Genomic DNA, 25,508 nt, shown 5'->3' with positions numbered 1-25,508 from the left:
TGCGCCGGCGCCATTTCCTTCCTGCCATGCACATTCACATCCTGGGCATCTGCGGCACCTTCATGGGCGGCCTGGCGGCCCTGGCCCGCGAAGCCGGCCACACCGTCACCGGCTGCGATGCCAACGTCTATCCGCCGATGAGCGACCAGCTGCGGGCGCTGGGCATCGAGCTGATCGAAGGCTACGGCCCCGACCAGCTCGCGCTGAAGCCGGACCTGTTCGTGGTCGGCAACGTCGTGAGCCGCGGCAACCCGCTGATGGAAGCCATCCTGGACGCGGGCCTGCCCTACACCAGCGGCCCGCAGTGGCTGGCCGAGCATGTGCTGCAGGGCCGGCATGTGCTGGCGGTGGCCGGCACGCACGGCAAGACGACCACCACCGCCATGCTGGCCTGGGTGCTGGAAGACGCCGGCCTGCAGCCTGGCTTCCTGGTCGGTGGCGTGCCGGAGAACTTCGGCGTCTCGGCCCGGCTGGGCCAAGGCAAGGCCTTCGTCATCGAGGCCGATGAATACGACACCGCCTTCTTCGACAAGCGCAGCAAGTTCGTCCACTACCGGCCGCGCACCGCGATCCTGAACAACCTCGAGTACGACCACGCCGACATCTTCCCGGACCTGGCCGCGATCGAGACCCAGTTCCACCACCTGGTGCGCACCGTGCCCTCCACCGGCTGCCTGGTGGTGAATGCGCGGGAAGAAGCGCTGCAGCGGGTGCTCAACCGTGGCTGCTGGAGCCAGGTGCAACGCTTCGGCGCCCGCAAGGAGGAACCTGGCACCCTGCGCGCACGTGGCGAGCCCCATGCCTTCGACGTGCTGCGCGGCGCGATGAAGATCGCCCGCGTGGAGTGGGGCCTGCTGGGCGAGCACAACCAGCTCAACGCCCTGGCCACGATCGCCGCGGCCGAGCACCTGGGCGTGGCCCCGGAGGTCTCGGCCGCCGCACTGGCCCGCTTCCAGAGCGTGCGCCGCCGACTGGAGCTGCGCGGCGAGGCCGGTGGCGTGAAGGTCTATGACGACTTCGCCCACCACCCCACCGCCATCCGCACCACGCTGGATGGCCTGCGCCGCCGGGTGGGGCTGGACCAGCGCATCCTGGCCGCCTTCGAGCCCCGCAGCAACACGATGAAGCTGGGCACGATGAAGGCCCAGCTGCCTTGGGCACTGGAAGAGGCCGACCTGGTCTTCTGCCACAGCGGCGGCCTGAGCTGGGATGCCCGCGAAGCCCTGTCCCCGCTGGGCAAGCAGGCCCAGGTCTGCGACAGCATCGACGCGATGGTGCAGGCCATCGTGAAGGCCGCCCGCCCCGGCGACCATGTGCTGTGCATGAGCAACGGCGGCTTCGGCGGCATCCACGACAAGCTGCTGGCCGCGCTGGCGGCACCACCTTCCGCCACCTGAGTCGGCGCCGCCGGCCCCAGCGGGCCGGCGCACGCCCCGCGCGTCAGCTGCGGCTCATCGGCGCACGCAGCGCCTCGGTCAGGCCACTCAGGCTCTCGGCCAGATGGGCCCGGGTCTCGACCGACAGCTGGCCACGCGCCACCGCCACCTTGAGCTGGGCCTGCAGCTTTACCGCGTGCCAGCGCACCAGGCTGACCGCGTCGGCCGGCAGCTTGCCGCCCCCCTTGGTCAGGATGGCCACCACGCGCTGCAGCTGGGCGCGCTGCAGGTTGCGCCGCATCGGGTCGATCTCGCGGCCGCTCTGCAGCTCGCTCCAGACGGTGGACTGCAGCGTGCCATAGACCTCATCCAGCGACAGCGCGCCCTTGCGCTGTGCGGCGCTCAGGTAGCTGGGCAGGTCCAGCAGGCGCTGCGCGGTGCCGGCCGACATCAGCTTGTCCAGCGCCTGGGTCTGCAACTGCAGCACGATGGACGGGATGCTCACCGGCTTGGCCCGCTCCCACTCGTTGTAATCGGGGGCCAGGGTGGCAAGGAACTCCGGCCGGAAGCTGAAGCTGTCCACGCTGAAGATGTCCCGGGCCAGCATCTGCAGGGCCTGGCGTTGCAGCGCCGGGGCCACCGGCTGGTAGGCCGGCCGGCCGGTCGTGCCGGGCAGGTCGCGCACCGTCTGCATGCCGCCCACGTACTTGGCCACCATCTCGGGCATGTTGCGCAGCTGGCGGAAGCCGCTCAGCAGCACCCGGCGCGCGCGCAGCGGGTCGTCGCCGCGCTGCGCGCCACGCGCCTGCACCCGGGTCCAGAGCTCGCGCGACAAGGTCATGCGGCGGCTGTACCAGGCCAGCGGGTCGTCGCCCAGGTCGAAACGGTTGGCCAGCGGATCCAGGCCGCCCACCGGCCCGCCTTCGGCGTCCGCGTCATCGGCATAGGCCAGCGCCGGCTCGGTGCTGCGGCTGGCGATGCGGCCCAGGGCCTCGGCCTCCTGGGCCGGCGCCAGCGGCGTGTAGGCGTACTCGATGGCCCAGTAGTCATAAGGGCCCAGCGTGGTGTTGGTGATCGAGGACGCGACCTCACCCCGCAGCGGCAGGTTGTAGGCGTTGTAGTCCATCACCGAGCCCGAGATGCCGTGCGCCGCCGTCCAGGTCTTGTCCTTGAGCTGGTCCCGGCTCACGGTGGTGGAGGCCTTGAAGTTGTGCTTCAACCCCAGCGTGTGACCCACCTCGTGCATGATCACGTCCTTGATCACCGCCTGCACGAAGGCCTCGGCCTCGGGGCTGTCGGGGGCGACGTCGCCACGGGCCTCCAGCAGATCCAGCGCGAAGCCCATCTGGTCGACCGCCTCGTGGGCGTAATCGCAGTGCTCGGCCTCGGCCCGGCTGCCGCCAAGGCGCACCTGCACCGCCTGCGCGGCAGCCAGCGCGCGGGCCGCCGTCGTGTCTTCCGAGAACACCCGCCGTGCGCCGCGGGCGAACACATCGCTCATCGCGATGTCAGCGTCCAGGATCTGGCCGCTGCGCGGATCGGCCTTGCTCGGACCGCGGGCGAAGCCGACGTCCGAGCCCACGAACCAGCGGATCGAGGCATGGTCGGCGTCCAGGGTGTCGAAGTCAGCGTCGTCCGACTGCTGCTGCACCACGATCGCGTTCTTGAAGCCGATCTTCTCGAAGGCCTTGTTCCACTCCAGGATGCCGGCGGCGATCGTCGCGCGGTAGCGCTCGGGGATGTTCTTGTCCAACCAGTAGGTGATCGGCTTGACCGGCTCGGACAGCGCCGCGGACGGGTCCTTCTTCTCCAGACGCCAGCGGTCGATGTAGTGCACCCGCTGGTTGGGCTTCAGGTCGGCGCTGAAGTCTGTGAAGTCCTGGGTGAAAAAGCCCAGGCGCGGATCGGCCAGGCGCGGTGCCATCGGCTGCTCAGGCAGCTTGGCCAGGCTGTAGGTCACGCCGACGAAGAAGCTGCGCGGGTCGGGCGTGGTCTCGGGCGGCGGCGGGGTGGGCACCGGCGTCGGCATCAGGGGCGGGGCCGGCAGGCGCGGCGTGGCGAACAGCAGGCGGGCGTTCAGCGTGGTCAGCCCGGCATCGGCCCGGGCCGATTCAAAGAACGACTCCCCCCGCGCCAGGCCATACGGCAGGCGGAAGGCGGCCTCCAGCTGGGTGGAATAGCCCACCAGATCGGCCAGCAGAAAACTGGCGTCGATCAACACGCTCTTGCGTTGCGGATGCGGCGCACTGGCCACCGGTGCAGCGCCCAGCAGGCTCTCCGCAAAGGCCTGCCGCACGGCCGTCTGGGACGGCTTGTCCGCGCCCGGCCGGTAGGCCATGTTCAGCGCCACCAACTGCATCTGCCTGCCCACCTGCCGGAAGGCCACCGTCCAGTCCGGCCCCATCTGGCTGGCGTACAGGCCCCGCTCGCCCAGCGATTGGTTGATGGCGGCCGTCAACAGAAAGGGCTGGCCGATGCGCTCGGCCGGGATCTCCAGCCACACCTTCTCGTCCTTGCGCCAGACGGGGAAGAAGCCGTCCACACGCTGCGCATCCTTCACCACCTCGTCGAAGGGCTTGGGCGCCGACGGATCGGGCTTGGCCGGTGCGGCCGGTGCGCTGGCCGCCGCTTCGGGGGTGCCAGGCTGGGCGTGAACCGAAGCCATCGACAGCCCCAGCGCCGCGACCGCCAGCAGGACGGGCACCGGTCGGAAGAGGGTCAGGGCCGCCACGGCGGCGCGGGGAGAAGATGAACGCATGTGCTCAATGAAGGAGGAATGGGCTGCGCCCCGGTCGGGCACAGAAAAGCCGCAACGACCGGGATGAGGCCGCGCGGGATCAGGTCGTTCTTGTACCTCAAGATCCCCCTACACTCATCCCATGGTTCCCACCCACCTGCTGTACCTGCACGGCTTTCGCTCGTCGCCCCGCTCGGTGAAGGCGCGCGAGGTGGCAGCGTGGCTGCAAGCCCATCGCCCGGACCTGGTGTTCAGCTGCCCGCAGTTGCCACCGTCCCCCCGTGAGGCCATCGATCTGGCGCTGTCGCTGCTGGCCGACTGGCCGCAGGACCGCACCGCCATCGTCGGCAGTTCATTGGGCGGCTTTTATGCCACCGTGCTGGCCGAGCGCCTGGGCTGCCCCGCCGTGCTGTTCAACCCCGCGGTCAACCCGGCGCGGGATCTGGCCCGCCACATCGGCGAGCAGACGGCCTGGCACCACCCGGAGGACCGCTTCTACTTCCGCGAGGAGTTCATCGGCGAACTGCAGGCAATGACGCCCAGGCGACTCTCCCGGCCGGAGCGCTACTACCCCGTCATCGCCACGGGCGACGAGGTGCTGGACTGGCGCGAGATGCGCGCGCGCTACCAGGGCGCCCCCTGGCTGCTGATCGAAGGCGGCGACCATGCGCTGAGCGACTTCGAGTTGCCGCAGGCCTACATGGTGCGTTCGCTGGGCCTGGACGGCCCGGTCTTCTGACGGCGCAGCCCAGCCTTCGGCGACAATCCGGCGGTGATGTACGCCCTGTTCGATGATGCCGGCAAATTCTTGGCCGGCCGTGTGATGTCCGAGGCCGACAGCTCGATGCAGATCGAGCTCGATTCGGGCAAGCGCGTCAAAGTGAAGAATGCCAACGTGCTGCTGCGCTTCGACAAGCCGCAGCCGGCAGAGTTGATCGCGGCCGCACAGGCCAAGGCCGGTGAGATCGACCTCGACCTGGCCTGGGAATTCGCCCCCGAGGGCGAGTTCGGCTTTGCCGACCTGGCACGCGACTATTTCAGCGCCTCAGCCGGGCCAGAACTGCAGGCCGCCGCGCTGTTCCGCCTGTTCGAGGCGCCGCACTACTTCCGCCGCGCCGGCAAGGGCCAGTTCAAGAAGGCGCCGGAGGAGACCATCAAGGCCGCCCTGCTGGCCATCGAGCGCAAGAAGCAGGTGGCCGCGCAGATCGAGGCCTGGGCCGCCGAACTGGTGGCCGGCCAGTGCCCGGCCCCGGTGCGCGAGCAGCTCTACAAGATCCTGTTCAAGCCCGACAAGAACGCGCCCGAATACAAGGCCGTGGTCGAAGCCGCCAAGCACAGCCAGCGTGCCCCGCTGGACCTGCTGAAGGACGCTGGCGCGATCACCAGCCCCTACCAGTTCCACTGGCGGCGCTTTCTGTTCGAGCAGTTCCCCAAGGGCACCGGCTTCCCGCCGCTGGAGGCACCGGCCATCGCCGACGAACTGCCCCTGGCCGCGGTGCAGGCCTTCTCGATCGACGACTCGCAGACCACCGAAATCGACGACGCGCTGTCGGTCACGGGCCTGGGCTCGGGCGAGGTGGTGTTCGGCGTGCACATCGCCGCGCCAGGCCTGGCCGTGTTGCCCGATTCACCGGTCGACAAGGTGGCGCGCGAGCGCCTGTCCACCGTCTACATGCCCGGCTGGAAGCTGACCATGCTGCCCGACGCGGTGGTGCAGGCCTACACCCTGGACGAGGGCCGGGACTGCCCGGCCGTCAGCCTGTACGTGACGCTGGACGAAGCCACGCTGACCGTCAAGAAGAGCGAGACCCGGCTGGAGCGGGTGCCCATCGCGGCCAACCTGCGCCACGACCAGCTCGACGAGGTGATCACCGAGGCCACACTGACTGGCGAGGCCGTGGCCGACTACCCCTTCGCCGCCGAGATGGCCTTCTGCTTCCGCCTGGCGCGCCAGCTCAAGGCGGCGCGTGAGGTCGTGCGCGGCAAGCCTGAGAACTTCAACCGGCCGGACTACAACTTCCGCCTGGATGGCAACGACGGCGAGCCCGAGGGCAGCGAAACGGTGCGCATCAGCGAACGCCGGCGCGGCGCCCCGCTGGACCTGATCGTCTCCGAGGCGATGATCCTGGCCAACAGCACCTGGGGCGGCTGGCTGGCCGAACTGGGCGTGCCCGGCATCTACCGCAGCCAGGCCAGTCTGGCGCCCGGGGTGAAGGTGCGCATGGGCACCAAGGCGCTGCCGCACGCCGGCATGGGCGTGGCGCAGTACACCTGGGCCACCTCGCCGTTGCGCCGCTATGTGGACCTGGTCAACCAGTGGCAGATCATCGCCTGCGCCCGCCATGGCCGCACCGCGGCGCTGGCCGCCCCCTTCAAGCCCAAGGACGCGACGCTGTTCTCGGTCATCTCGGGCTTTGACGGCGCCTACGCGGCCTACAACGGCTTCCAGTCCGCCATTGAGCGCTTCTGGACGCTGCGCTGGATCGAGCAGCAGGGCGTGACCGAGCTGGATGCTGCCGTGCTGAAGGACGGCCTGGTGCGGGCCGACACGCTGCCGCTGGTCTTCCGCGCCCTGGGCACCGAGAGCCTCCTGCGCGGCACCCGCGTGCGGGTGCGCGTGACCGGCATGGACCTGCTGACGCTGGAGCTGCACGCCAACCTGCTCAGCCGCCTGGACGAGGCGCCGGCCGCTGAAGGCGAGGCCGACGAAGGCGAGGAGGACGCCCCGGCCGCCGGTCTCACCCTGGCGATCAACCTCGACGAGGCTGCCGAGGACGCCCCGCCCGCCCCTGCGGCCTGACCTGACTCGCACCCACCATGCGCCTGCCCAAGCTGCCCTGGCCCCCGACGCTGCTGCAGAGCATGCTGCTGGTCTCGGTGGCCTTGCACGCCGTGCTGCTGACGGTGCGCTTCGTCGACCCGGAGCGCTTCAACCGGGTGTTCGAGGACACGCCGCTGGAAGTCATCCTGGTCAATGCCCGCTCCGACGAGAAGCCGGTCAAGGCCCAGGCCATCGCCCAGGCCGATCTGGCCGGTGGCGGCAACATGGACAAGGGACGGGCCACCTCGCCCCTGCCACCGTCGGAGTTCAGCGCCCTGGGCGAGGATCCGGATGCGGCCCAGGCGCAGATCCAGCAGATGCAGGCCCAGCAGCAGCAGCTGTTGACCGCCGTCCGGCGCGAACTGGCCCTGCTGCCCCCCGCGGACCCGACCCGGCCGATCCAGTCGGCCCAGGATGCCGAACGCGAGGAGCGCCGCCGCCAGATGCTGCAGCTGCTGGCCGAGATCGAGAAGCGGATCAACGAAGAGAACGCCCGGCCGCGCAAGCGCTACATCAGCCCGGCCACCCAGGGGCAGGTCTACGCGATCTATTACGACCAGCTGCGGCGCCGGATCGAGGACCGCGGCACGCGCGACTTCCCGCAGGCCCAGGGCCAGAAGCTCTATGGCGAGCTGATCATGAACATCACGATCGACGCCCGCGGGCGCGTGATCGAGGCCGACGTGATCCAGCCGTCCCAATCCAAGCTGCTGGACCGCCGGGCCGTGGCGATCGTCCGTGCCGCCGCCCCCTTCGGCAACTTCACCGACGCGATGCGCAGGCAGGCCGACCAGATCGTCGTGACTTCGCGCTTTCGCTTCACCCGCACCGAGGGCTTTGAGGCCACGGCCGAAGGCCCAGCCCATCCCTGATGCCCCTGATTCCGGCCCATGTCCGAGTCTTCTGTCGCTTCTGATCTGTATGCGGTGATTGGCCACCCGGTGGCCCACAGCCGCTCCCCCGCCATCCACACGGCCTTTGCCACCGCCACTGGCCAGCGCCTGCACTACGAACGGCGGCTGGCGCCGCTGGACGGCTTTGCCGACACCCTGGCCGAGTTCGCCCGCGAAGGCGGCCGCGGCTGCAACATCACGGTGCCCTTCAAGTTCGAAGCCTTCACCGCCGCCGCCGAACGCAGCGAGCGGGCCGAACTGGCCGGCGCCGTCAACACCCTCAAGCGCGAAGGCGGGCGCTGGCTGGCCGACAACACCGACGGCGTGGGCCTGGTGCGCGACATCGTGGTCAATGCCGGCGTGCCGCTGGCTGGCCGACGGGTGCTGCTGCTGGGCGCCGGCGGCGCGGCCGCCGGTGTGCTGGGGCCGCTGCTGGCCGAAGGCCCTGCCGAATTGGTCATCGCCAACCGCAGCGTCGACAAGGCCCGGGCCCTGGCCGAGCGCCACGCCGCGGTGGCCGCCCGCCACGGCAGCGCGCTGCGCACCGCGCTGCTGAGCGCGCCGGGCGCCGCCTTCGATGTGGTGCTCAACGCCACTGCCAGCAGCCTGGGCGGCGGCGCGGTGCCGGTGGGCGCCTCGGTGCTCCGGCCCGGCTGCCTGGCCCTGGACCTGATGTACGGCCCGGCCGCCCGCCCCTTCCTGGACTGGGCGGCCGGCCAGGGTGCCCTCGGCCGGGACGGCCTGGGCATGCTGGTGGAACAGGCGGCCGAGTCCTTCGCCTGGTGGCGCGGCGTGCGCCCCCCCACCGCCGCCGTGCTGGCGGCGCTGCGCGCCGACATCGACGCAGGGGCCCACTGACATGAAGCTTGGCCTTCGTCTGGGCCGGGTCGCGGCCCTGCTGCTCTTGTGCGCACTGGCTCTGCAGCTGTATTTCCTGCTGCGCATCGCCCTGATGCTGATCGTCGACCCGCAGTCCACCACCTTCCAGCGCAGCGAGGCCTGGCGCCTGCTGACCGAGCAGCACCAGATCGTCTGGGCCCAGGAATGGGTGCCGGACGAGCGGATCGCCCCCTCGCTCAAGCGGGCGGTGATCGCCAGCGAGGACGCCGGCTTCACCGAGCACAGCGGCATTGAGTGGGACGCGATCGAGGGGGCCTGGCAACGCAACCAGAAGGCCCAGGCCCGGGCCGACCGACAGAACGAACGCCTGGCCCGCCAGAGCCACCGCCAAGACAAGCCCGGCAAGGCCGCCAAGACCGCCCCGGCCAAGCCGGCCCGCGAGGCGGTGGCCAAGGTGGTGGGCGGCTCCACCATCAGCCAGCAGCTGGCGAAGAACCTGTTCCTGTCGGGCGAGCGCCATGTGCTGCGCAAGGCCCAGGAAGCGGTCATCACCTACATGCTCGAAGGCGTGCTGGGCAAGAAACGCATCCTGACCATCTACCTCAACAGCGTGGAATGGGGTGAAGGCGTGTTCGGCGCTGAAGCCGCCGCACACCACTATTTCCATGTGGATGCCGCGCGGCTGTCTCCGGCGGCAGCGGCCCGGCTGGCCGTGATGCTGCCCGCCCCCAAGCGCTTTGAGAAAAACCCCGGTTCGGCCTACGTCAGCGGCCGTTCAGCCATCATCCAGGGCCGGATGGGCGCGGTGGACCTGCCCTAGGAGGACAGCATGGCGACTGGCTTGAGCCTGGAGATTGCCGCGGCCGCCGCCCGGCTGGTGGTGGACGAGGGGCTGGAGTACCCCGCCGCCAAGCGCAAGGCCGCCCGGGATCTGGGCCGCCGCGGCGGCCGGCAGGGTGAGCTGCCCAGCAACGAGGAGGTGGAGGACGCGGTGCGGGAGTACCTGGCCGTGTTCTGCGCCGACACCCAGCCCGCCGAACTGCTCGCCCTGCGCAACGTCGCCCTGCGCTGGATGGAGCGGCTGGCCGATTTCCGCCCGCATCTGGGCGGGGCAGTCTGGCGCGGCACCGCCACCCAACTGTCCAACATCGTGATCGACCTCTACTGCGACGACCCCAAGAGTGCCGAGATCGCCTTCCTGAACCAGGGACTGGACTTCGACAGCGGCAGCGACGACCCCGACACGGTGATCCTGAGCACGGTGGACCGCAGCCGCGACCTGCCCGAGCCGGTGACGCTGCACTTCGTGGTGCACGACCACGACGAACTGCGGGGCGCCCTGCGCCCGGACAGCCGGGGCCGAACCTGGCGGGGTGACGCCCCCGCCCTGCGCCGCCTGCTGGACGGGGCCACTGCATGACGCTCCGCCGACGCACCTGGCTGACCGCAGCGCTGGCCGGCGGGGCCGGCGCCGCCGCCGCGCTGTGGTGGTCGTCCCGCCCCCCACGGGGCGATGAAGACGCCGCCGCGCTGCTGGCCGGGCTGCGGAACAAGGCCTGGCCCGTGCCGCCCGGGCACCCCGCGCTGGCGCCAGACCAATGGCGGGAACGGCCTTTGCTGGTGAACTTCTGGGCCACTTGGTGCCCGCCCTGCGTGCACGAACTGCCAGTGCTGGACGCTGCGGCCGGCCGCTGGCCCGGGGTGCAGGTGCTGGGCTTGGCCCTGGATGGCGCCGATGCGGTGGCCGGCTTTCTGGCCCGCACCCCGGTGCGCTATCCTGTGGGCGTGCTGGGGCCGGCCGGCTTGGCCATGATGCGACCGCTGGGCAATCCGACCGGAGGTTTGCCGTTCAGCCTGCTGATCTCCGCACGAAATGAAGTCATCTGGCGCAAACTCGGTGCCACCAACGCCGACGAACTGGCCCGGTGGCTGCCCCAGGCCTGAGTGATCGGCCCGGCCATCGCCCCGCTGCGGAACCCTGGGCGGCGATGCCATTGGGCCGCCGGCGAGTTCACCGGCAGTCGGGCTCAACTTGAGCCATGACAGAGCGATCATCGGCAATCCTGCCTGCAAAGTGCGACAATGCCTGCTTCTTGCAGCGACAGTGCGCCAGCGAACCCCCAGTTCAAGATAGGGAGCAATGCTGGCAGATGTTGTCTGTTTCCGCATAATGCCGGGACTTCAGGTGGCTTCACCTGCACACGCGCCTCCGGATCAAGCCTCCGGGCCGCGTTCGTGTTTCCGACCTGCCCCACCCGGGCAGGCACCACGTCCCATCGACAGGAGCACTGCTTTTCATGGACCTGCGCAAGCTCAAGACTCTGATCGACCTGGTCTCGGAGTCCAACATCGCCGAACTTGAGATCACGGAAAACGAAGGCAAGGTGCGCATCGTCAAGTCGGGTGGCGCCACCTACGCAGCGGCGCCGATGATGACCATGCCCGCCGCCGGGCCGATGGCCGCCCCCGCGGCGGCACCGGCAGCGCTGCCGCCGGCCGAACCTGCCGCGCCGGCCGAACCCACCGGCACGCTGGTCAAGTCGCCGATGGTCGGCACCTTCTACGCCTCGTCCACCCCGGGCGGCAAGCCCTTCGTGGAAGTGGGCACCGCCGTCAAGGTGGGTGACGCGCTGTGCATCATCGAAGCGATGAAGATCATGAACGAGATCGAAGCCGAAGTTGCCGGCACGATCCGTGAAGTCCTGGTCGAGAACGGCCAGGCGGTGGAGTTTGGTCAGCCGCTGTTCGTCATCGACTGATCGGACCACCATGTTCAAGAAAATCCTGATCGCGAACCGGGGCGAGATCGCCCTGCGCATCCAGCGCGCCTGCCAGGAGATGGGCATCAAATCGGTGGTGGTCTATTCCGAGGCCGACCGCGAGGCGAAGTACGTCCGGCTGGCCGATGAAGCCGTCTGCATCGGCCCGGCCCCTTCGGCGCAGAGTTACCTCAACATGCCGGCGATCATCTCGACGGCCGAGGTGACCGATGCCGAGGCCATCCACCCGGGCTACGGCTTCCTGTCCGAGAACGCCGACTTCGCCGAGCGCGTCGAGCAGAGCGGTTTCACCTTCATCGGCCCGACGCCCGAGTCGATCCGCATGATGGGCGACAAGGTGTCGGCCAAGCAGGCAATGATCAAGGCCGGCGTGCCCTGCGTGCCGGGCTCCGAAGGCGTGCTGCCCGAGGACCCCAAGGAGATCATCCGCATCGCCCGCTCGGTCGGTTACCCGGTGATCATCAAGGCCTCCGGCGGCGGTGGCGGCCGCGGCATGCGCGTGGTCCACACCGAGGCGGCGCTGGTCAATGCGGTGCAGATGACCCGCACCGAGGCCGGTGCGGCCTTTGGCAATCCGGCCGTCTACATGGAGAAGTTCCTGGAGAACCCACGCCACGTGGAGATCCAGGTGCTGGCCGATTCCTTCCGCAACGCCGTCTGGCTGGGCGAGCGCGACTGCTCGATGCAGCGCCGCAACCAGAAGATCATCGAGGAAGCGCCAGCCCCCGGCATCCCCCGCCGCGTGATCGAAAAGGTGGGCGACCGCTGCGCTGCCGCCTGCAAGAAGATGGGCTACCGCGGCGCGGGCACCTTCGAGTTCCTGTACGAGAACGGCGAGTTCTACTTCATCGAGATGAACACCCGCGTGCAGGTGGAACACCCGGTGACGGAACTGGTGACGGGCATCGACATCGTGCAGCAGCAGATCCGCATTGCCGCGGGCGAGAAGCTGCCGTTCACCCAACGCCAGATCCAGCTGCGCGGCCACGCCATCGAGTGCCGGATCAATGCCGAGGACCCGTACAAGTTCCTGCCCTCGCCCGGCCGGATCACGATGTGGCATCCGCCTGGCGGCCCCGGCGTGCGGGTGGATTCCCACGTCTACACCAACTATTTCGTGCCATCCAACTACGACTCGATGATCGGCAAGATCATCGTGCACGGGGACACCCGTGAGCAGGCCCTGGCCCGCATGCGCATGGCGCTCAACGAGACCGTGGTGGAAGGCATCAAGACCAACATCCCGCTGCACCGCGAGCTGATGGCCGATGCCAAGTTCATCCAGGGCGGCACCAGCATCCATTACCTGGAAAGCTGGCTGTCGCACCACGACCGCTGATCGCAACAGGACGCTGACGTGGCAATGTACGAACTGGTGCTGAGCGCCCCGGAAACGCTGGTCGAGCCGGTGTCCGAAGCCCTGATGAACGAGCTGGAGGCGCTCTCCGTCTCGGTCGAGGACGCGGATGCCGACACCGACGCCGAACAGGCCTTGTTCGGCGAGCCGGGCATGCCGGCCGCCCGGCCGGGCTGGGACCGCTCGACCCTGACGGCCCTCTTCAACACCGAGGCGGAAGCCTCGCAGGCGGCCACGCTGCTGCTGGCCCAGGACTGGACCGAGGGGCTGGGCGTGCGGGCACTGCAACCGGTGGTGGAGCAGGACTGGGTGCGCCTGACGCAATCCCAGTTCGCCCCGGTGGACATCACCGAGCACTTCTGGATCGTGCCGAGCTGGCACGAACCGCCCGCCCAGGCCCGCCAGGTGATCCACCTCGACCCGGGTCTGGCCTTCGGCACCGGCACCCACCCCACCACCCGCATGTGCCTGCGCTGGATCGCCCAGCAGGCCCCGGCGCTGTCGGCCGGCTGGGACCGGGTGCTGGACTATGGCTGCGGCTCGGGCATCCTGGCCATTGGTGCGGCGCTGCACGGTGCCCGTTCGGTGGATGCGGTGGACATCGATCCGGCGGCGGTCGAGTCCACCCGCCAGAATGCCCAGGCCAACGGCGTCCGGCTTCAGGCCGGCCTGCCCGACCTGGCCCAGGGCGAGTACCCGCTGGTGCTGGCCAACATCCTGGCCACGCCACTCAAGCTGCTGGCCCCGCTGCTGTGCGGCCACGTGCGTCCTGGCGGGCACCTGGTCCTGGCCGGCATCCTGGAACGCCAGGCCGAGGAGCTCCAGGCCGCCTACGCCCCCTGGGTGGCCCTGCAGGTGCTCGACCGCGAGGACGGCTGGATCCTGATGGGCGCGCAGCGCATCTGAGCACGGCGGGCACCCGCGCGGGCATGGCATCATCCCGGACATGAGTCTGGCCACCCGCTGTCCCGCCTGCGGCACGGTTTTCCGTGTCGTCCAGGACCAGCTCAAGGTGTCCCAGGGCTGGGTCCGCTGTGGCCAATGCCACGAGGTGTTCAACGCGCTGGAGAGCCTGTTCGAGCTGGGCGCCTCCGCACCACCACCTGCCCCGGGCTTGACGCCACCGGCCGCTTCGGCACCGGAACCCACGCCGCCCACCCCGGCGGTGCCGCCCCCTGCCCCGCCAGCGGAGCCCGCCGCACCGGTACCCGAACCGGCGCCGATCGCAGCGGTGTCCCGCATCGCCTCAGCGCCAGCCGCCGATCCGCCGCCCCCCCCTCCAGCCGCTGCGCCGGTCCCCACACCGGCACCACCGCCGTCGGCGGTGGCTCCGGCGCCGCCCGTCCCACCGCCGCCACCACCGCCCGCGCCGGAGGCAGATGCCCCGGTCCACGCCGAGCCCCTGCGGGGCTACGCGCTGACGCCTCCGGAAGACGACGAGGACGACGCCCCGGACACCGACGCCCTGGCCGCCCCCTTCGGCGCCAGCCGCCTGCCCACCGCCTGGGAAAAGGAGGCGCTGCAGCCCGCCCCGGAGCCGGCGCCTGAAGTGGCCGCCGTGCCCAGCTTCCTGCGCCAGGCCGAGCCGAACGCGTCCTGGTGGCGGCGTCCGGCGCTGCGGCGCCTGGCCACGTGGACGCTCTGCACTCTGCTGACACTGCTGCTGGCGGGCCAGCTGGCGCTGCAGCTGCGAGACCGGTTGACCTCGACCTGGCCGGCCAGCCGGCCGGTGCTGGAAGGCCTGTGTCGCTGGGCCGGCTGCGTCGTCGGCCCACCCATGGCCCTGGACCAGATCGTGCTCGACAACAGCCAGCTGCAGTCGACCCCTGTCGACGGCCAGTTGCTGATCACCGCCGAGTTGCGCAACCGCGCCGCGGTGGCCGTGCGCCGACCAGCCCTGGAGCTCACCCTGACCTCTGACGACGGCCTGGTGCTGGCCCGCCGCGTGCTCCAGCCCACCGACCTGGGAGTCTCGGAGCAGCCCTGGCCCGCCCAGGGCAGCTGGCATGTCGAGCTGCGGCTGGACGTCGCCCCGCTCAAGGTCTCAGGCTACTCGCTGGAAGTGTTCTACCCTTGAGGGCGGTGTCGACTGCCGGCACCGCCCCGTTTCTCCCACCCTCTCCGAGGTACCGACTCCATGGCCTGTCTCGTCTGCGGCTCGCTCGCCTTCGACACCATCACCGATTTCCCCGGCCGTTTCGCGGACCAGATCCTGCCCGACCAGGTGCACATCCTGAACGTGTCGTTCCTGGTGCCCACGCTGCGGCGCGAATGGGGCGGCTGCGCCGGCAACATCGCCTACACCCTCCGTCTGCTCGGCGGCGAGCCGGTGGTGCTGGCGGCACTGGGCAACGACGGTCAAGCCTATCTGAACCGCTTCGAGGAACTGGGCATCGACACCCGCAGCGTGCTGCGGGTGCAGGACAACTACACCGCCCAGGCCATCATCATCACCGACCGCGACAACAACCAGATCACCGCCTTCCACCCCGGCGCGATGCAGCAGGCCCACGAGATCGGCCTGCCCGCCCGCGACGACATCCGCCTGGCCCTGATCGGCCCGGATGGCCGGGAGGCGATGCTGCGCCGGGCGCGGGATCTGCGCGCGGCCGGCATTCCCTATGTGTTCGACCCGGGCCAGGGCCTGCCGATGTTCAACGGCGACGAACTGCGCGAATTCATCACCGGGGCCCGCTGGGTCGCCGTGAACGACTACGAGGGCCGCATGCTGTGCGACCGCACCGGGCAGGATCTGGCGGCGCTGTCGCGCTCCCACCTGGGCGGTCTGATCGTGACCCTGGGCGAGCAAGGAGCTGACGTGTGGATCCAGGGCCACTGCGAACGGGTGGCCGGTTCCGCAGCCGAGGCCGTGGTCGACCCCACCGGCTGCGGTGATGCCTTCCGGGGTGGCCTGCTCTACGGCCTGGAACAAGGCTGGCCACTGACCCAGTGCGTGACCTTGGGCAACCGCCTGGGCGCACTGAAGATCGCCCACCGCGGTGGTCAGAACCACCCGGTCGACCGCAGCGCCCTCGGCCTAACCTGAAGGCGCGCCGCACAGGCACAAAAAAGCCCGGCCAGGCCGGGCTGGAAGAGACGCCGGGCAGAAACTGCCCGGTTCCCCCTCAGGGCTTGTTGCCGGTCGGGAACGGCCAAGCGGCCGTCGGACTCAGGGCCGTTTTCGCAGCGCTGGGCGCAGGGGCAGGCGCTTTCTTGGCGGCCGCCTTCTTCGCTGCAGCCTTCTTGGCCGGCGCAGCCTTCTTGGCAGCCGCCTTCTTGGCCGGGGCCGCAGCCTTCTTCGCCGCAGCCTTCTTGGCCGGAGCCGCCGCCTTCTTCGCCGGGGCCGCCTTCTTGGCCGGAACCGCCGCCTTCTTCGCCGGGGCCGCCTTCTTGGCCGGAGCCGCCGCCTTCTTCGCCGGGGCCGCCTTCTTGGCCGGAGCCGCCGCCTTCTTCGCCGGGGCCGCCTTCTTGGCCGGAGCCGCCGCCTTCTTCGCCGGAGCCGCCTTCTTGGCCGGAGCCGCCGCCTTCTTCGCCGGGGCCGCCTTCTTCGGGGCGGCCTTCACCACCGGCTTGACCGGGCTGGCCTTCTTGGCCGGGGCCTTCTTGGCCGGAGCCGCCTTCTTCGCAGTTGCCATTTCAAACTCCTTGATCAAGTTGCAGAAATACCGCGCCGCTCGAGACAGCTCGGCAATCCATCGCCCGCGGTGTTATCCCGGAGAGGTCCGGGGGCTCCCCTGGTGCGATGAATGGGGAGGCAGCCGGTCACGCGCCTTCTGCGATCGCGTTGACCCGCTGCGGATCTTGATCTCTCTGTCTGGAACGGTCTGCAGGCGGTCTCGGGCCACATCACCCGACCGACCGGCAGATCAATCCCAACTCAGTGCGCCACCGGATTGGTACTCGATGACACGGGTCTCGAAAAAGTTGCGCTCCTTCTTCAGGTCGATCATCTCGCTCATCCAGGGGAACGGGTTTTCCTCGTTCGGGAAGAGCGCGTCCAGACCAATCTGGGTGGCACGGCGATTGGCGATGTAGCGCAGGTAGCCCTTGAACATCGAGGCGTTCAGGCCCAGCACGCCACGCGGCATGGTGTCTTCGGCGTAGCGGTATTCGAGGTCCACGGCCTTCTCGAACAGCGCGCGGATTTCGGCCTTGAACTCGGCCGTCCACAGGTGCGGGTTCTCAAGCTTGATCTGGTTGATCAGGTCGATGCCGAAGTTGCAGTGCATGGACTCGTCGCGCAGGATGTACTGGTACTGCTCGGCAGCCCCGGTCATCTTGTTCTGGCGGCCCAGCGCCAGGATCTGCGTGAAGCCCACGTAGAAGAACAGGCCTTCCATCAGACAGGCGAAGACGATCAGCGAGCGCAGCAACGTCTGGTCGGCCTCGGGCGTGCCGGTCTTGAAGGTGGGATTCATGATCGCGTCGATGAACGGGATCAGGAACTCGTCCTTGTCACGGATCGACGAGACCTCGTGGTAGGCGTTGAAGATCTCGCTCTCGTCCAGGCCCAACGACTCCACGATGTACTGGTAGGCGTGGGTGTGGATGGCCTCTTCAAAGGCCTGGCGCAGCAGGAACTGGCGGCACTCGGGCGCCGTGATGTGGCGGTAGGTGCCCAGCGTGATGTTGTTGGCGGCCAGCGAGTCGGCGGTCACGAAGAAGCCGAGGTTGCGCTTGATGATGCGACGCTCGTCTTCGCTCAGACCGTTCGGGTCTTTCCACAGCGCGATGTCGCGAGACATGTTGATCTCTTGCGGCATCCAGTGGTTGGCGCAGGTGGCGAGGTACTTCTCCCAGGCCCACTTGTACTTGAACGGCACCAGTTGGTTGACGTCGGTCTGGCCGTTGATGATGCGCTTGTCGGCCACGTTCACGCGGCGCGTGCTGCGCGCCACCACGGTGCTCGCGGTGGTGGCTGCGGCCGAGGCGGGCGACGCGGAAGCGGAAGGATTCAAGGCCGGCTGCGCCGCCGTCGACGCGGGGGCAGCAAAGCTGTGAGGCTGGAGCGCGGGGGTCGCTGTCCGCGCGCTGCCGAGAGCATCGGGCGCGGGCGTTTGAGCAGGAGTCGGCGGGGTACGAACGTCGTCTTCCCAGACCAGCATGGCGTGTTTCCTTAGCGGCGAATTATCGGAGTGTTGTGTTGGAACACCAAGCACTTCTTGACAGATGCGCGACGACGATGTGGCACCACTGCATCGCCCTGCAGCAGGGTGCCCACCTTCGCGCAACACAAACGGACGCGAAGCGATCACCGATGGGCCTGTGGCACCAGGCCCATCGGCGCTTCACACGGGACTCACTGGCAGGCCTCGCAGCCCGGGTCGTCGATCGCGCAGAACTTGATGTCGGTGGCCGGCGCGGCCTCGGCCATTGCGGCCTGCGCTTGTGCGGCGGCGGCTTCCATCGCCGACAGGCCTCCCTGGCCACCGCCCATCGGCACCGCATTGAGCGAGCCCGCCGAGATGGTCGACTTCTCCGCGTGCGTCGCACCCATGGTGCGCAGGTAGTAGGTGGTCTTCAGGCCACGCACCCAGGCCAGCTTGTAGGTCTCGTCGAGCTTCTTGCCCGAGGCACCGGCCATGTAGATGTTGAGCGACTGCGCCTGGTCGATCCACTTCTGGCGACGGGCCGCGGCCTCGACCAGCCACTGCGTCTCCACTTCGAAGGCGGTGGCATAGAGCGCCTTGATCTCCTCGGGCACGCGGTCGATGCGGCGCAGCGAGCCGTCGTAGTGCTTGAGGTCCATCACCATCACGCTGTCCCACAGGCCCAGCGCCTTCAGGTCGCGCACCAGGTACTCGTTGACCACGGTGAACTCGCCCGACAGGTTGGACTTGACCGACAGGTTGCCGAAGCAGGGCTCGATCGAAGCGTCCACACCGATGATGTTGGAGATGGTCGCGGTCGGGGCGATGGCCACGCAGTTGCTGTTGCGCATGCCGTCGCGGGCGATCTTGGCGCGCAGGGCATCCCAGTCCAGCGTCGTGCTGCGGTCCACGTCCACATAGCCGCCGCGCTGCTGCGCCAGCAGGTCGATCGAGTCGATCGGCAGGATGCCGCGGTCCCACAGCGAGCCGCGGTAGGTCGAGTAGCGACCCCGCTCGGCCGCCAGCTCGGACGAGGCCCAGTAGGCGTGGTAGCAGATGGCTTCCATCGAGCGGTCGGCGAACTCCACCGCGGCCTGGCTGGCGTAGGGGGTGCGCAGCTGGTAGAGCGCATCCTGGAAGCCCATCAGCCCCAAGCCCACCGGACGGTGGCGCAGGTTGGAGTCGCGCGCCTTCTTGACCGCGTAGTAGTTGATGTCGATGACGTTGTCCAACATGCGCATCGCGGTGGACACGGTCTTCTGCAGCTTCTCGTGGTCGAGTTCCTTGCCGCTCACGCCGTCCTTCAGATGCTGGGCCAGGTTGACCGAGCCCAGGTTGCACACCGCGATCTCGTCGTCGTTGGTGTTGAGCGTGATCTCGGTGCACAGGTTGGACGAGTGCACCACGCCCACGTGCTGCTGCGGCGAGCGCACGTTGCAGGCATCCTTGAAGGTGATCCAGGGATGGCCGGTCTCAAACAGCATGGTCAGCATCTTGCGCCACAGGTCCTTGGCCGGCATGCGCTTGAAGAGCTTGATCTCGCCACGGTCGGCCTTGGCCTCGTAGGCGGTGTAGGCGCGCTCGAACTCGGCGCCCACCAGGTCGTGCAGGTCCGGGCAGGTCGAGGGGCTGAACAGGGTCCAGTCACCGCCCTCGATCACCCGCTTCATGAACAGGTCCGGAATCCAGTTCGCGGTGTTCATGTCGTGGGTGCGGCGGCGGTCGTCGCCGGTGTTCTTGCGCAGCTCCAGGAACTCCTCGATGTCCAGGTGCCAGCTCTCCAGGTAGGCGCAGACGGCGCCCTTGCGCTTGCCGCCCTGGTTCACCGCCACGGCCGTGTCGTTGACCACCTTCAGGAAGGGCACGACGCCCTGGCTCTTGCCGTTGGTGCCCTTGATGTAGGAGCCCAGCGCGCGCACATTGGTCCAGTCGTTGCCCAGGCCGCCGGCGAACTTCGACAGCAGCGCGTTCTCCTTCAGGGCTTCGTAGATGCCATCCAGGTCGTCGGCCACCGTGGTCAGGTAGCAGCTCGACAGCTGCGAGCGGCGGGTGCCCGCATTGAACAGCGTGGGCGTCGAAGACATGAAGTCGAAGCTCGACAGCACGTTGTAGAACTCGATCGCCCGGGCCTCGCGGTCGATCTCGCCCAGGGCCAGGCCCATGGCCACGCGCATGAAGAAAGCCTGCGGCATCTCGATGCGCTGCTCGTCCACATGCAGGAAGTAGCGGTCGAACAGGGTCTGCAGGCCCAGGTAGTCGAACTGCAGGTCACGGTCGGCCTGCAGCGCGGCGCCCAGCTTGGCCAGGTCGAACTGCATCAGCTTCTCGTCCAGCAGTTCGGCCTGCACACCCTTCTTGATGAACTTGGGGAAGTACTCGGCATAGCGCTGGGCCATCTCGGCCTGGGTCGCTTCTTCGCCGAGGACCTCCTTGCGGATGGTGTGCATCAGCAGGCGCGCGGTGGCGCGGGTGTAGGCCGGCTCCTTCTCGATCAGGGTGCGGGCGGCCAGGATCGCGGCCTTGTAGACCTCGTCGATGGGCACGCCGTCGTACAGGTTGCGGCGGGTCTCGGCCAGGATGGGCTCGGGGCGCACATCCGCGCCCAGGTTGGCGCAGGCCGACTCGATCAGGGCCTGCAGCTTGCCTTCGTCCAGCGGCACGCGCTGGCCGCGGTCGGTCACGGTCAGGGTGTGCACCAGCGCCGCTTCGGCGGCCTGCCCGGCCTTGGCCCGCTCCTGCGCGCGACGCTCGCGGTACAGCACATAGGCACGCGCCACTTCATGGTGGCCACCGCGCATCAGGCCCAGTTCCACCTGGTCCTGCACGTCCTCGATGTGGAAGGTGCCACCGCCCGGACGCGAACGCATCAGCCCGCGCACCACGGCGTCGGTCAGCGCCTCCACCGTCTCCCGCACGCTCGCCGAAGCCGCCCCCTGGGTGCCATGCACCGCCAGGAAGGCCTTCATCAGCGCGACCGCGATCTTGTTGGGCTCGAACGACACCACCGCGCCATTGCGGCGAATGATCTGGTAGCCCTGGAAGGCGCTGGGATCGCGCGGCGTGGCCGGCTCGGTGGTCGGACGGGCCACCACCATCGATTCGGTCGTGCTGGAAGCAACAGCTTGCATGGATTCCCCTCTGAGAAAAACTTGGGTCAGGGGCCCGGGGCCTGCACAGGGAAAAAGCGTCCCCGGCGGCGCCTGAGCGTCGCTGAAAAATGGTCTGGGTTGGAACAGGAGCTCGCCGCGGAACGGTCAACCCGTGGCGGCGATCCGACTTCGTCGATCCCCGATGGACATGAACCGCGGGGCAGAGGGGTGGGGCCTTCTGCGCACCTCGCCAGAGGCACGGCGGCAGGTCAGGTCCACGCCAGCGCGGTGTTGCATGTCAGGATGTCCGAGCCGAGAGCTTATCACGGTAGAGCACTATATCTGGGGTCACTGCACGCATCAAGCACTACCGATAGCGTGAAACCCTCGGTCACAGAGCAGCCCCCTCGGGGCGGGCGCCCTCAGGCCCGGGAGGTTCCCGCCGGCAAGTCCCAGCCCTGCGCGGCCGCCACGCCGTCCACCGCGGCCCAGTCGAAACCGGGGCCTGGATCCCGCTTGCGGCCGGGGGCCACGTGCTCATGGCCGGCCACCGCGCGCACCGGATAGGCCCGCCCGATCGCTTGCAGGAGACGTGCCAACTGGGCGTACTGGGCGGGCTCGAAGCGCTCGCCTTCCAGCCCTTCCAGCTCGATGCCGATGGCAAAGTCGTTGCAGTTCTCGCGCCCCAGCCAGGACGAGCGCCCCGCATGCCAGGCCCGGTCGTCGCAGGACACGAACTGCAGCACCGCGCCATCGCGCCGGATCACGAAGTGCGCCGAGACCTCCAGCCCGCGGATGCCCGCGTAGTACGGGTGGGCCGACCAGTCCAGCGTGTTGGTGAACAGGCGCTCGATGGCGTCTCCACCGTACTCGCCAGGAGGCAGGCTGATGGAATGCAGCACGACCAGATCAATGGCCACGCCGGCCGGCCGCGGGCCGAAGTTGGGCGATGGCACGGCGCGCGCCGCCTGCCACCAGCCGGCCCGCCATTCGTCCACCGGGCCACGGGGGTCCTGCGGACTCATCGCGGCCCCAGCTCCGGCACACCATCGCCCTCGGTGATGGCCAGGCGGGCCATGCGGTAGCGCATCTGCCGCAGGGACAGGCCCAGGCTGGCACCGGCCGCGGTGCGGTTGAACCCATGCTGACGCAAGGCACGCACCAGGATGGCCCGTTCGACCTCGTCCAGGTAGCCGGCCAGGTCGCAGGGTAGCGGTTCGGTCACATCGGCCCCTTCGTCCGCTGGTGCGGGGCCCGGTTCGACCCGCAGGGGCGGCAGGGACTCGGTCTCGCGTCCCGCTTCGCCCAGCAGCGCGTCCGGCAGGCCGAGATCGTCGGCCTCGATCACCTCGTGCGCGCTCAGGGCCACCGCGCGGTGCAACAGGTTCTCCAGCTCCCGCACATTGCCCGGGAACTGGTAGCGCGCCAGCCGGGCCAGCGCGTCACCGGCCAGCCGTGGGGCGGGCCAGACCCCGGCATCGCGGGCAATGCGCTCCAGCAAGGCATGGCAGATGTCGCCCAGGTCTTCCAGCCGATCGCGCAGCGGCGGCACCTCGATGCGAATCACGTTGACGCGGTAGAACAGGTCCTGCCGGAAGCGGCCGGCGGCGACCTCCGCGGCCAGATCCTTGTGCGTGGCGCTGACGATGCGCACGTTCAACGGCGTCTCGCTCACCGCGCCGACCGGCCGCACCGCCCGCTCCTGGATCACCCGCAACAGCTTGGACTGCATGGCCAGCGGCAGGTCGCCGATCTCGTCGAGGAACAGCGTGCCGCCATGGGCCGCCTGGAAGAAGCCGGCCCGGTCCTCCTGGGCCCCGGTGAAGGCGCCCTTGCGGTAGCCGAAGAACTCGGCTTCCAGCAGGTGCTCGGGAATGGCTCCGCAGTTGACCGCGACAAAAGCCTGCCCGGCCCGCGGGCTGACCTCATGGATGGCCCGCGCCACCAGTTCCTTGCCGGTGCCCGACTCGCCCTGGACCAAGACCGGCGCCATGCTGCGGGCCACCTTCTCGACCAGCGCACGCACCTCCGCCATCGCCGCCGACCGCCCCACCAGACGCGCCAGCGGCGCCACCGACTGGGGCCCGGCCGGTTGGGCCGGCGGCACCGGCGTGGCCACCCGGCCCAGGGCCGCCGCCACCAGGGAGCGAAACTGGCGCAGGTCCACCGGCTTGGTCAGGTAGTCGAAGGCCCCGGCCTTGAGGGCTTCCACCGCGTTCTCGGCCGAACCATAGGCGGTGATCACGATCACCTTCTCTGGCCGCCGGGCCTCTTCCAGGCGGTGCAGCAGCGTCATGCCGCTGCCATCGGGCAGGCGCATGTCGGTGATCACCAGCCCGAAGCGCTTGGCGCGCAGCAGGTCCCAGGCCTCACCGACGCTGGCCGCGACCTCGACCTCATGGCCTTCGCGCAACAAGGTCAGTTCATAGAGGGTGAGCAGGTCGGGCTCGTCGTCGACGACCAGCACGCGACCGATGGCATGGGTTTCGTTCATAGGTGCAGTCGGGCCTCGTCGGGGACGGCGTCGCGGCGCATCACCACGACGAACTGGTTGCAACGGGCCGCGTCGGGCCGGCGCACATAGTCGATCAGGGCGCCATGGCGCTCACACAGCTCGCGGCAGATGTACAGCCCCAGCCCGGTGCCACGGCTGCGGGTGCTGTGGAAGGGCTCGAACAGGTGCGGCTCCACCTCGGCCGGGATGGGCAGCCCGTCGTTGGCCACCGTCAGGCGCACGAACTCGCCTTCCAGGGGCTCCAGCTGCAGACACACGGCGCCGGGTTGGTCGCTGGCATGACGCAAGGCGTTGTCCAGCAGGTTCACCAGCACCCGGCGCAGGTGGTCGGAATCGAAGGACACCCCCAGCGGCGCGCTGGGCAGCAACACCTGCAAGCGGCTGGTGCCCCCCAGCGGCAGGCCCACGGTGTGGGCCCACTCGCTGACGATGGTGCCCGTCTCGGCCACGGCGTCCAGGCAGCGCGAGGGCGTGCTGCCGCCCGGTGCCGCCTCCAGCACATCGTCGACGATGCGCCGCAGGCGCTCCACGTTGTCGGCCATGATGCGCACCAGCCGCTGCTGGTCGGGGCGCAGGGCATCCTCCTGCAGCAGAGCATTGGCCTGGGCCACGGCGGCCAGCGGATTGCGGATCTCGTGCGCCACGCCAGCCGAGATGCGGCCCATCGCCACCAGGCGTTCCTGCCGCTGCCGCGCCAGCACCTGGCGCAGCTCCTCGGCGAACAACACCGCCAGCACCTCCTGCTGCCGGCCGGCCGAGGCCTCGGACGGTGTCAGGCGCACGCCGCGGGTGAAACGGGCCCGCACGCGGATGGAGCGGGGCACCTCGCCTGCCGCGGCCACCGACAGGTCAATGCCTTCCAGCGGCCAATGGCCGGCCTCGTAGGCGGCCTGCACCGCATCGCGCAACGGGCGCCAGCCCTTTTCCTGCCCCAGCGGAAACGGCGGCAGCGGGCACTGCCCCTGATCGGACAGCAGCGCACGCGCCGCCGGATTGGCCGCGCGCACCCGGCCGGTGCGGTCCACCACCAGCACGCCGTCGCTCATCTCGTCGATCACGAGCCGGTTCAGCTCGGCCTGCTGGAAGGCGAGTTCCAGGCTGTCCCGGGCAGCCCGCTCCTCGCGCGCCAGGCGCTGGGTCATCTGGCCCGCCACCAGCGCGATCATGAACACACCGGCCCCGGCCAGCCCGGCTTGCGACAGCATGCCGGCCAGGTCGCCGCCTTCCAGCCCCTTGTGCAGCGCGGTCAGCAGCAGCAGCAAGGTCACCGCAGAGGCCGTGGCCAAGGCCGGCAGGCGCGTGCTGAGCACCCCTGCCATCAGCACCGGCAAGACCAGCAGCGCGCCGTAGTTGAGGGCCGAGGTCGCGTCCAGCCAGTGCATCAGCCCGAACACCAGCACGTCGACCCCGACCGTGCCCCACCAGTGCACGGCCGTCAGACGCTGGGCCTGGGCCGCGCGGCGCTTCCACCAGCCCCAGCGCACACAGGCCTGGAGGGCATAGCCCACCCCCAGCCAGAACACCCAGCCTGTGCTGCGGGCGCCCAACCAGCTCAGCAGGCCCTGGGCCGCCAGCAGCACCAGCCCCAGGGCGGCGCGCGCCAGCAGGTAGGTGGCGTAGATGCGCCGCTGCGTGGCCCGGCCGCCGTGCAGCAGCCGGCGCACCCGCGCTGTCCAGACGGTGCTGTCGTCGGTGGTGTCGAGATCGTCGGCGAAGGCGGCCGTAGGCCCGAACCAGGAGCTGTCCTGCCCCGTGTCGGCGTCGCCGCTCATGGCGCGGCCCCCTGGCGACGGTGGGCCTCGCAGCAGTACCAGCGGCCCTCGGCGTCCTGCAACGCCTCGGCGGCAGGCAGGTGCAGCTGACAGTGGGCGCAGCGGACCATGGCCTGCAACCGCGGCGCCTCGGGCCGCTTGGGCGTGCCGACCGTCGGACCGCTGTCGCGACGGCGGGTGGCCCAGGCCAGGCCCAACACCACGGCCACCAACAGCAACAGGATGCGTGCCATGACCG

21 protein-coding genes are annotated in these 25,508 nt (G+C 69.5%); 13 read left to right on the top strand and 8 right to left on the bottom strand.

Annotated elements, in window-relative coordinates; genetic code table 11:
* The first annotated feature begins 26 nt into the window (after positions 1-26).
* A complete protein-coding gene (gene mpl / locus KGA65_RS20410) occupies positions 27-1,397 on the top strand; it encodes a UDP-N-acetylmuramate:L-alanyl-gamma-D-glutamyl-meso-diaminopimelate ligase (RefSeq protein WP_225864961.1) in 1,371 nt (456 codons plus the stop codon).
* 43 nt (positions 1,398-1,440) lie between these two features.
* Here mpl and KGA65_RS20405 read toward each other — a convergent pair whose 3' ends face one another.
* Positions 1,441-4,134 (bottom strand): zinc-dependent metalloprotease, encoded by a 2,694-nt coding sequence (locus KGA65_RS20405; protein WP_225864960.1) that lies wholly within the window; start codon positions 4,132-4,134, stop codon positions 1,441-1,443.
* A gap of 121 nt (positions 4,135-4,255) precedes the next feature.
* Between KGA65_RS20405 and KGA65_RS20400 the strand changes: the two genes are divergently transcribed.
* The 12 genes from KGA65_RS20400 (at position 4,256) to KGA65_RS20345 (ending at position 15,850) form a co-directional block, all read left to right on the top strand.
* Positions 4,256-4,852, top strand: a complete 597-nt coding sequence (locus tag KGA65_RS20400; protein WP_225864959.1) for a YqiA/YcfP family alpha/beta fold hydrolase — start codon at positions 4,256-4,258, stop codon at positions 4,850-4,852.
* Between the two features lie 36 nt (positions 4,853-4,888).
* The gene (locus tag KGA65_RS20395; RefSeq protein ID WP_225864958.1) at positions 4,889-6,913 is read left to right on the top strand and encodes a ribonuclease catalytic domain-containing protein; all 2,025 of its coding nucleotides are present in this window, start codon (positions 4,889-4,891) and stop codon (positions 6,911-6,913) included.
* A gap of 17 nt (positions 6,914-6,930) precedes the next feature.
* Entirely contained in the window at positions 6,931-7,806 is an 876-nt protein-coding gene (locus KGA65_RS20390) for an energy transducer TonB (RefSeq protein WP_225864957.1), read from the top strand.
* 18 nt (positions 7,807-7,824) lie between these two features.
* Positions 7,825-8,685, top strand: a complete 861-nt coding sequence (aroE, locus tag KGA65_RS20385; RefSeq protein ID WP_225864956.1) for a shikimate dehydrogenase — start codon at positions 7,825-7,827, stop codon at positions 8,683-8,685.
* A 1-nt stretch (position 8,686) separates the two neighbouring features.
* Positions 8,687-9,487, top strand: a complete 801-nt coding sequence (locus KGA65_RS20380; protein WP_225864955.1) for a transglycosylase domain-containing protein — start codon at positions 8,687-8,689, stop codon at positions 9,485-9,487.
* A 9-nt stretch (positions 9,488-9,496) separates the two neighbouring features.
* Entirely contained in the window at positions 9,497-10,087 is a 591-nt protein-coding gene (locus tag KGA65_RS20375; protein WP_225864954.1) for a hypothetical protein, read from the top strand.
* Positions 10,084-10,611, top strand: coding sequence for a TlpA family protein disulfide reductase (locus KGA65_RS20370; protein ID WP_225864953.1), 528 nt, complete (start codon positions 10,084-10,086; stop codon positions 10,609-10,611). The genes KGA65_RS20375 and KGA65_RS20370 overlap by 4 nt, the downstream gene beginning before the upstream one ends.
* A 353-nt stretch (positions 10,612-10,964) precedes the next feature.
* Positions 10,965-11,426 carry an acetyl-CoA carboxylase biotin carboxyl carrier protein gene (gene accB, locus KGA65_RS20365; RefSeq protein ID WP_225864952.1) on the top strand — a complete coding sequence of 154 codons (462 nt, stop codon included), beginning with the start codon at positions 10,965-10,967 and terminating at the stop codon, positions 11,424-11,426.
* A 10-nt stretch (positions 11,427-11,436) separates the two neighbouring features.
* The gene (gene accC / locus KGA65_RS20360; RefSeq protein ID WP_225864951.1) at positions 11,437-12,786 is read left to right on the top strand and encodes an acetyl-CoA carboxylase biotin carboxylase subunit; all 1,350 of its coding nucleotides are present in this window, start codon (positions 11,437-11,439) and stop codon (positions 12,784-12,786) included.
* 24 nt (positions 12,787-12,810) lie between these two features.
* Positions 12,811-13,710, top strand: a complete 900-nt coding sequence (gene prmA / locus KGA65_RS20355) for a 50S ribosomal protein L11 methyltransferase (protein WP_225865014.1) — start codon at positions 12,811-12,813, stop codon at positions 13,708-13,710.
* 40 nt (positions 13,711-13,750) lie between these two features.
* Positions 13,751-14,881 (top strand): zinc-ribbon and DUF3426 domain-containing protein, encoded by a 1,131-nt coding sequence (locus KGA65_RS20350; protein ID WP_225864950.1) that lies wholly within the window; start codon positions 13,751-13,753, stop codon positions 14,879-14,881.
* Positions 14,882-14,941: 60 nt separating this feature from the next.
* Entirely contained in the window at positions 14,942-15,850 is a 909-nt protein-coding gene (locus tag KGA65_RS20345; RefSeq protein WP_225864949.1) for a carbohydrate kinase family protein, read from the top strand.
* A gap of 79 nt (positions 15,851-15,929) precedes the next feature.
* On the opposite strand, the gene KGA65_RS20340 is transcribed toward KGA65_RS20345, so the two are convergent.
* The 7 genes from KGA65_RS20340 to KGA65_RS20310 all read right to left on the bottom strand — a co-directional run bounded on the left by KGA65_RS20340 (position 15,930) and on the right by KGA65_RS20310 (position 25,503).
* On the bottom strand, positions 15,930-16,439 hold the full coding sequence (locus KGA65_RS20340; RefSeq protein ID WP_225864948.1) for a histone: 510 nt from the start codon (positions 16,437-16,439) through the stop codon (positions 15,930-15,932).
* A 231-nt stretch (positions 16,440-16,670) separates the two neighbouring features.
* Complete coding sequence (locus tag KGA65_RS20335) at positions 16,671-17,909, bottom strand: ribonucleotide-diphosphate reductase subunit beta (protein WP_225864947.1); 1,239 nt, start codon at positions 17,907-17,909, stop codon at positions 16,671-16,673.
* A gap of 194 nt (positions 17,910-18,103) precedes the next feature.
* Complete coding sequence (locus KGA65_RS20330) at positions 18,104-21,022, bottom strand: ribonucleoside-diphosphate reductase subunit alpha (protein ID WP_225864946.1); 2,919 nt, start codon at positions 21,020-21,022, stop codon at positions 18,104-18,106.
* Positions 21,023-21,405: 383 nt separating this feature from the next.
* Positions 21,406-22,008 (bottom strand): 1,6-anhydro-N-acetylmuramyl-L-alanine amidase AmpD, encoded by a 603-nt coding sequence (gene ampD / locus KGA65_RS20325; RefSeq protein WP_225864945.1) that lies wholly within the window; start codon positions 22,006-22,008, stop codon positions 21,406-21,408.
* A complete protein-coding gene (locus KGA65_RS20320) occupies positions 22,005-23,477 on the bottom strand; it encodes a sigma-54-dependent transcriptional regulator (RefSeq protein WP_225864944.1) in 1,473 nt (490 codons plus the stop codon). Before KGA65_RS20320 ends, ampD begins: the two co-directional genes overlap by 4 nt.
* The gene (locus tag KGA65_RS20315; RefSeq protein WP_225864943.1) at positions 23,474-25,270 is read right to left on the bottom strand and encodes a sensor histidine kinase; all 1,797 of its coding nucleotides are present in this window, start codon (positions 25,268-25,270) and stop codon (positions 23,474-23,476) included. Before KGA65_RS20315 ends, KGA65_RS20320 begins: the two co-directional genes overlap by 4 nt.
* A complete protein-coding gene (locus tag KGA65_RS20310; protein ID WP_225864942.1) occupies positions 25,267-25,503 on the bottom strand; it encodes a PP0621 family protein in 237 nt (78 codons plus the stop codon). Before KGA65_RS20310 ends, KGA65_RS20315 begins: the two co-directional genes overlap by 4 nt.
* Positions 25,504-25,508: the final 5 nt, after the last annotated feature.

This window comes from Ideonella benzenivorans (assembly GCF_020387415.1).
In the GTDB taxonomy this organism is placed as follows: Bacteria; Pseudomonadota; Gammaproteobacteria; order Burkholderiales; family Burkholderiaceae_C; genus Ideonella; species Ideonella benzenivorans.
The sequence above is the reverse complement of the archived record's forward strand: the minus strand, read 5'-3'. Positions and strand labels throughout refer to the sequence as shown.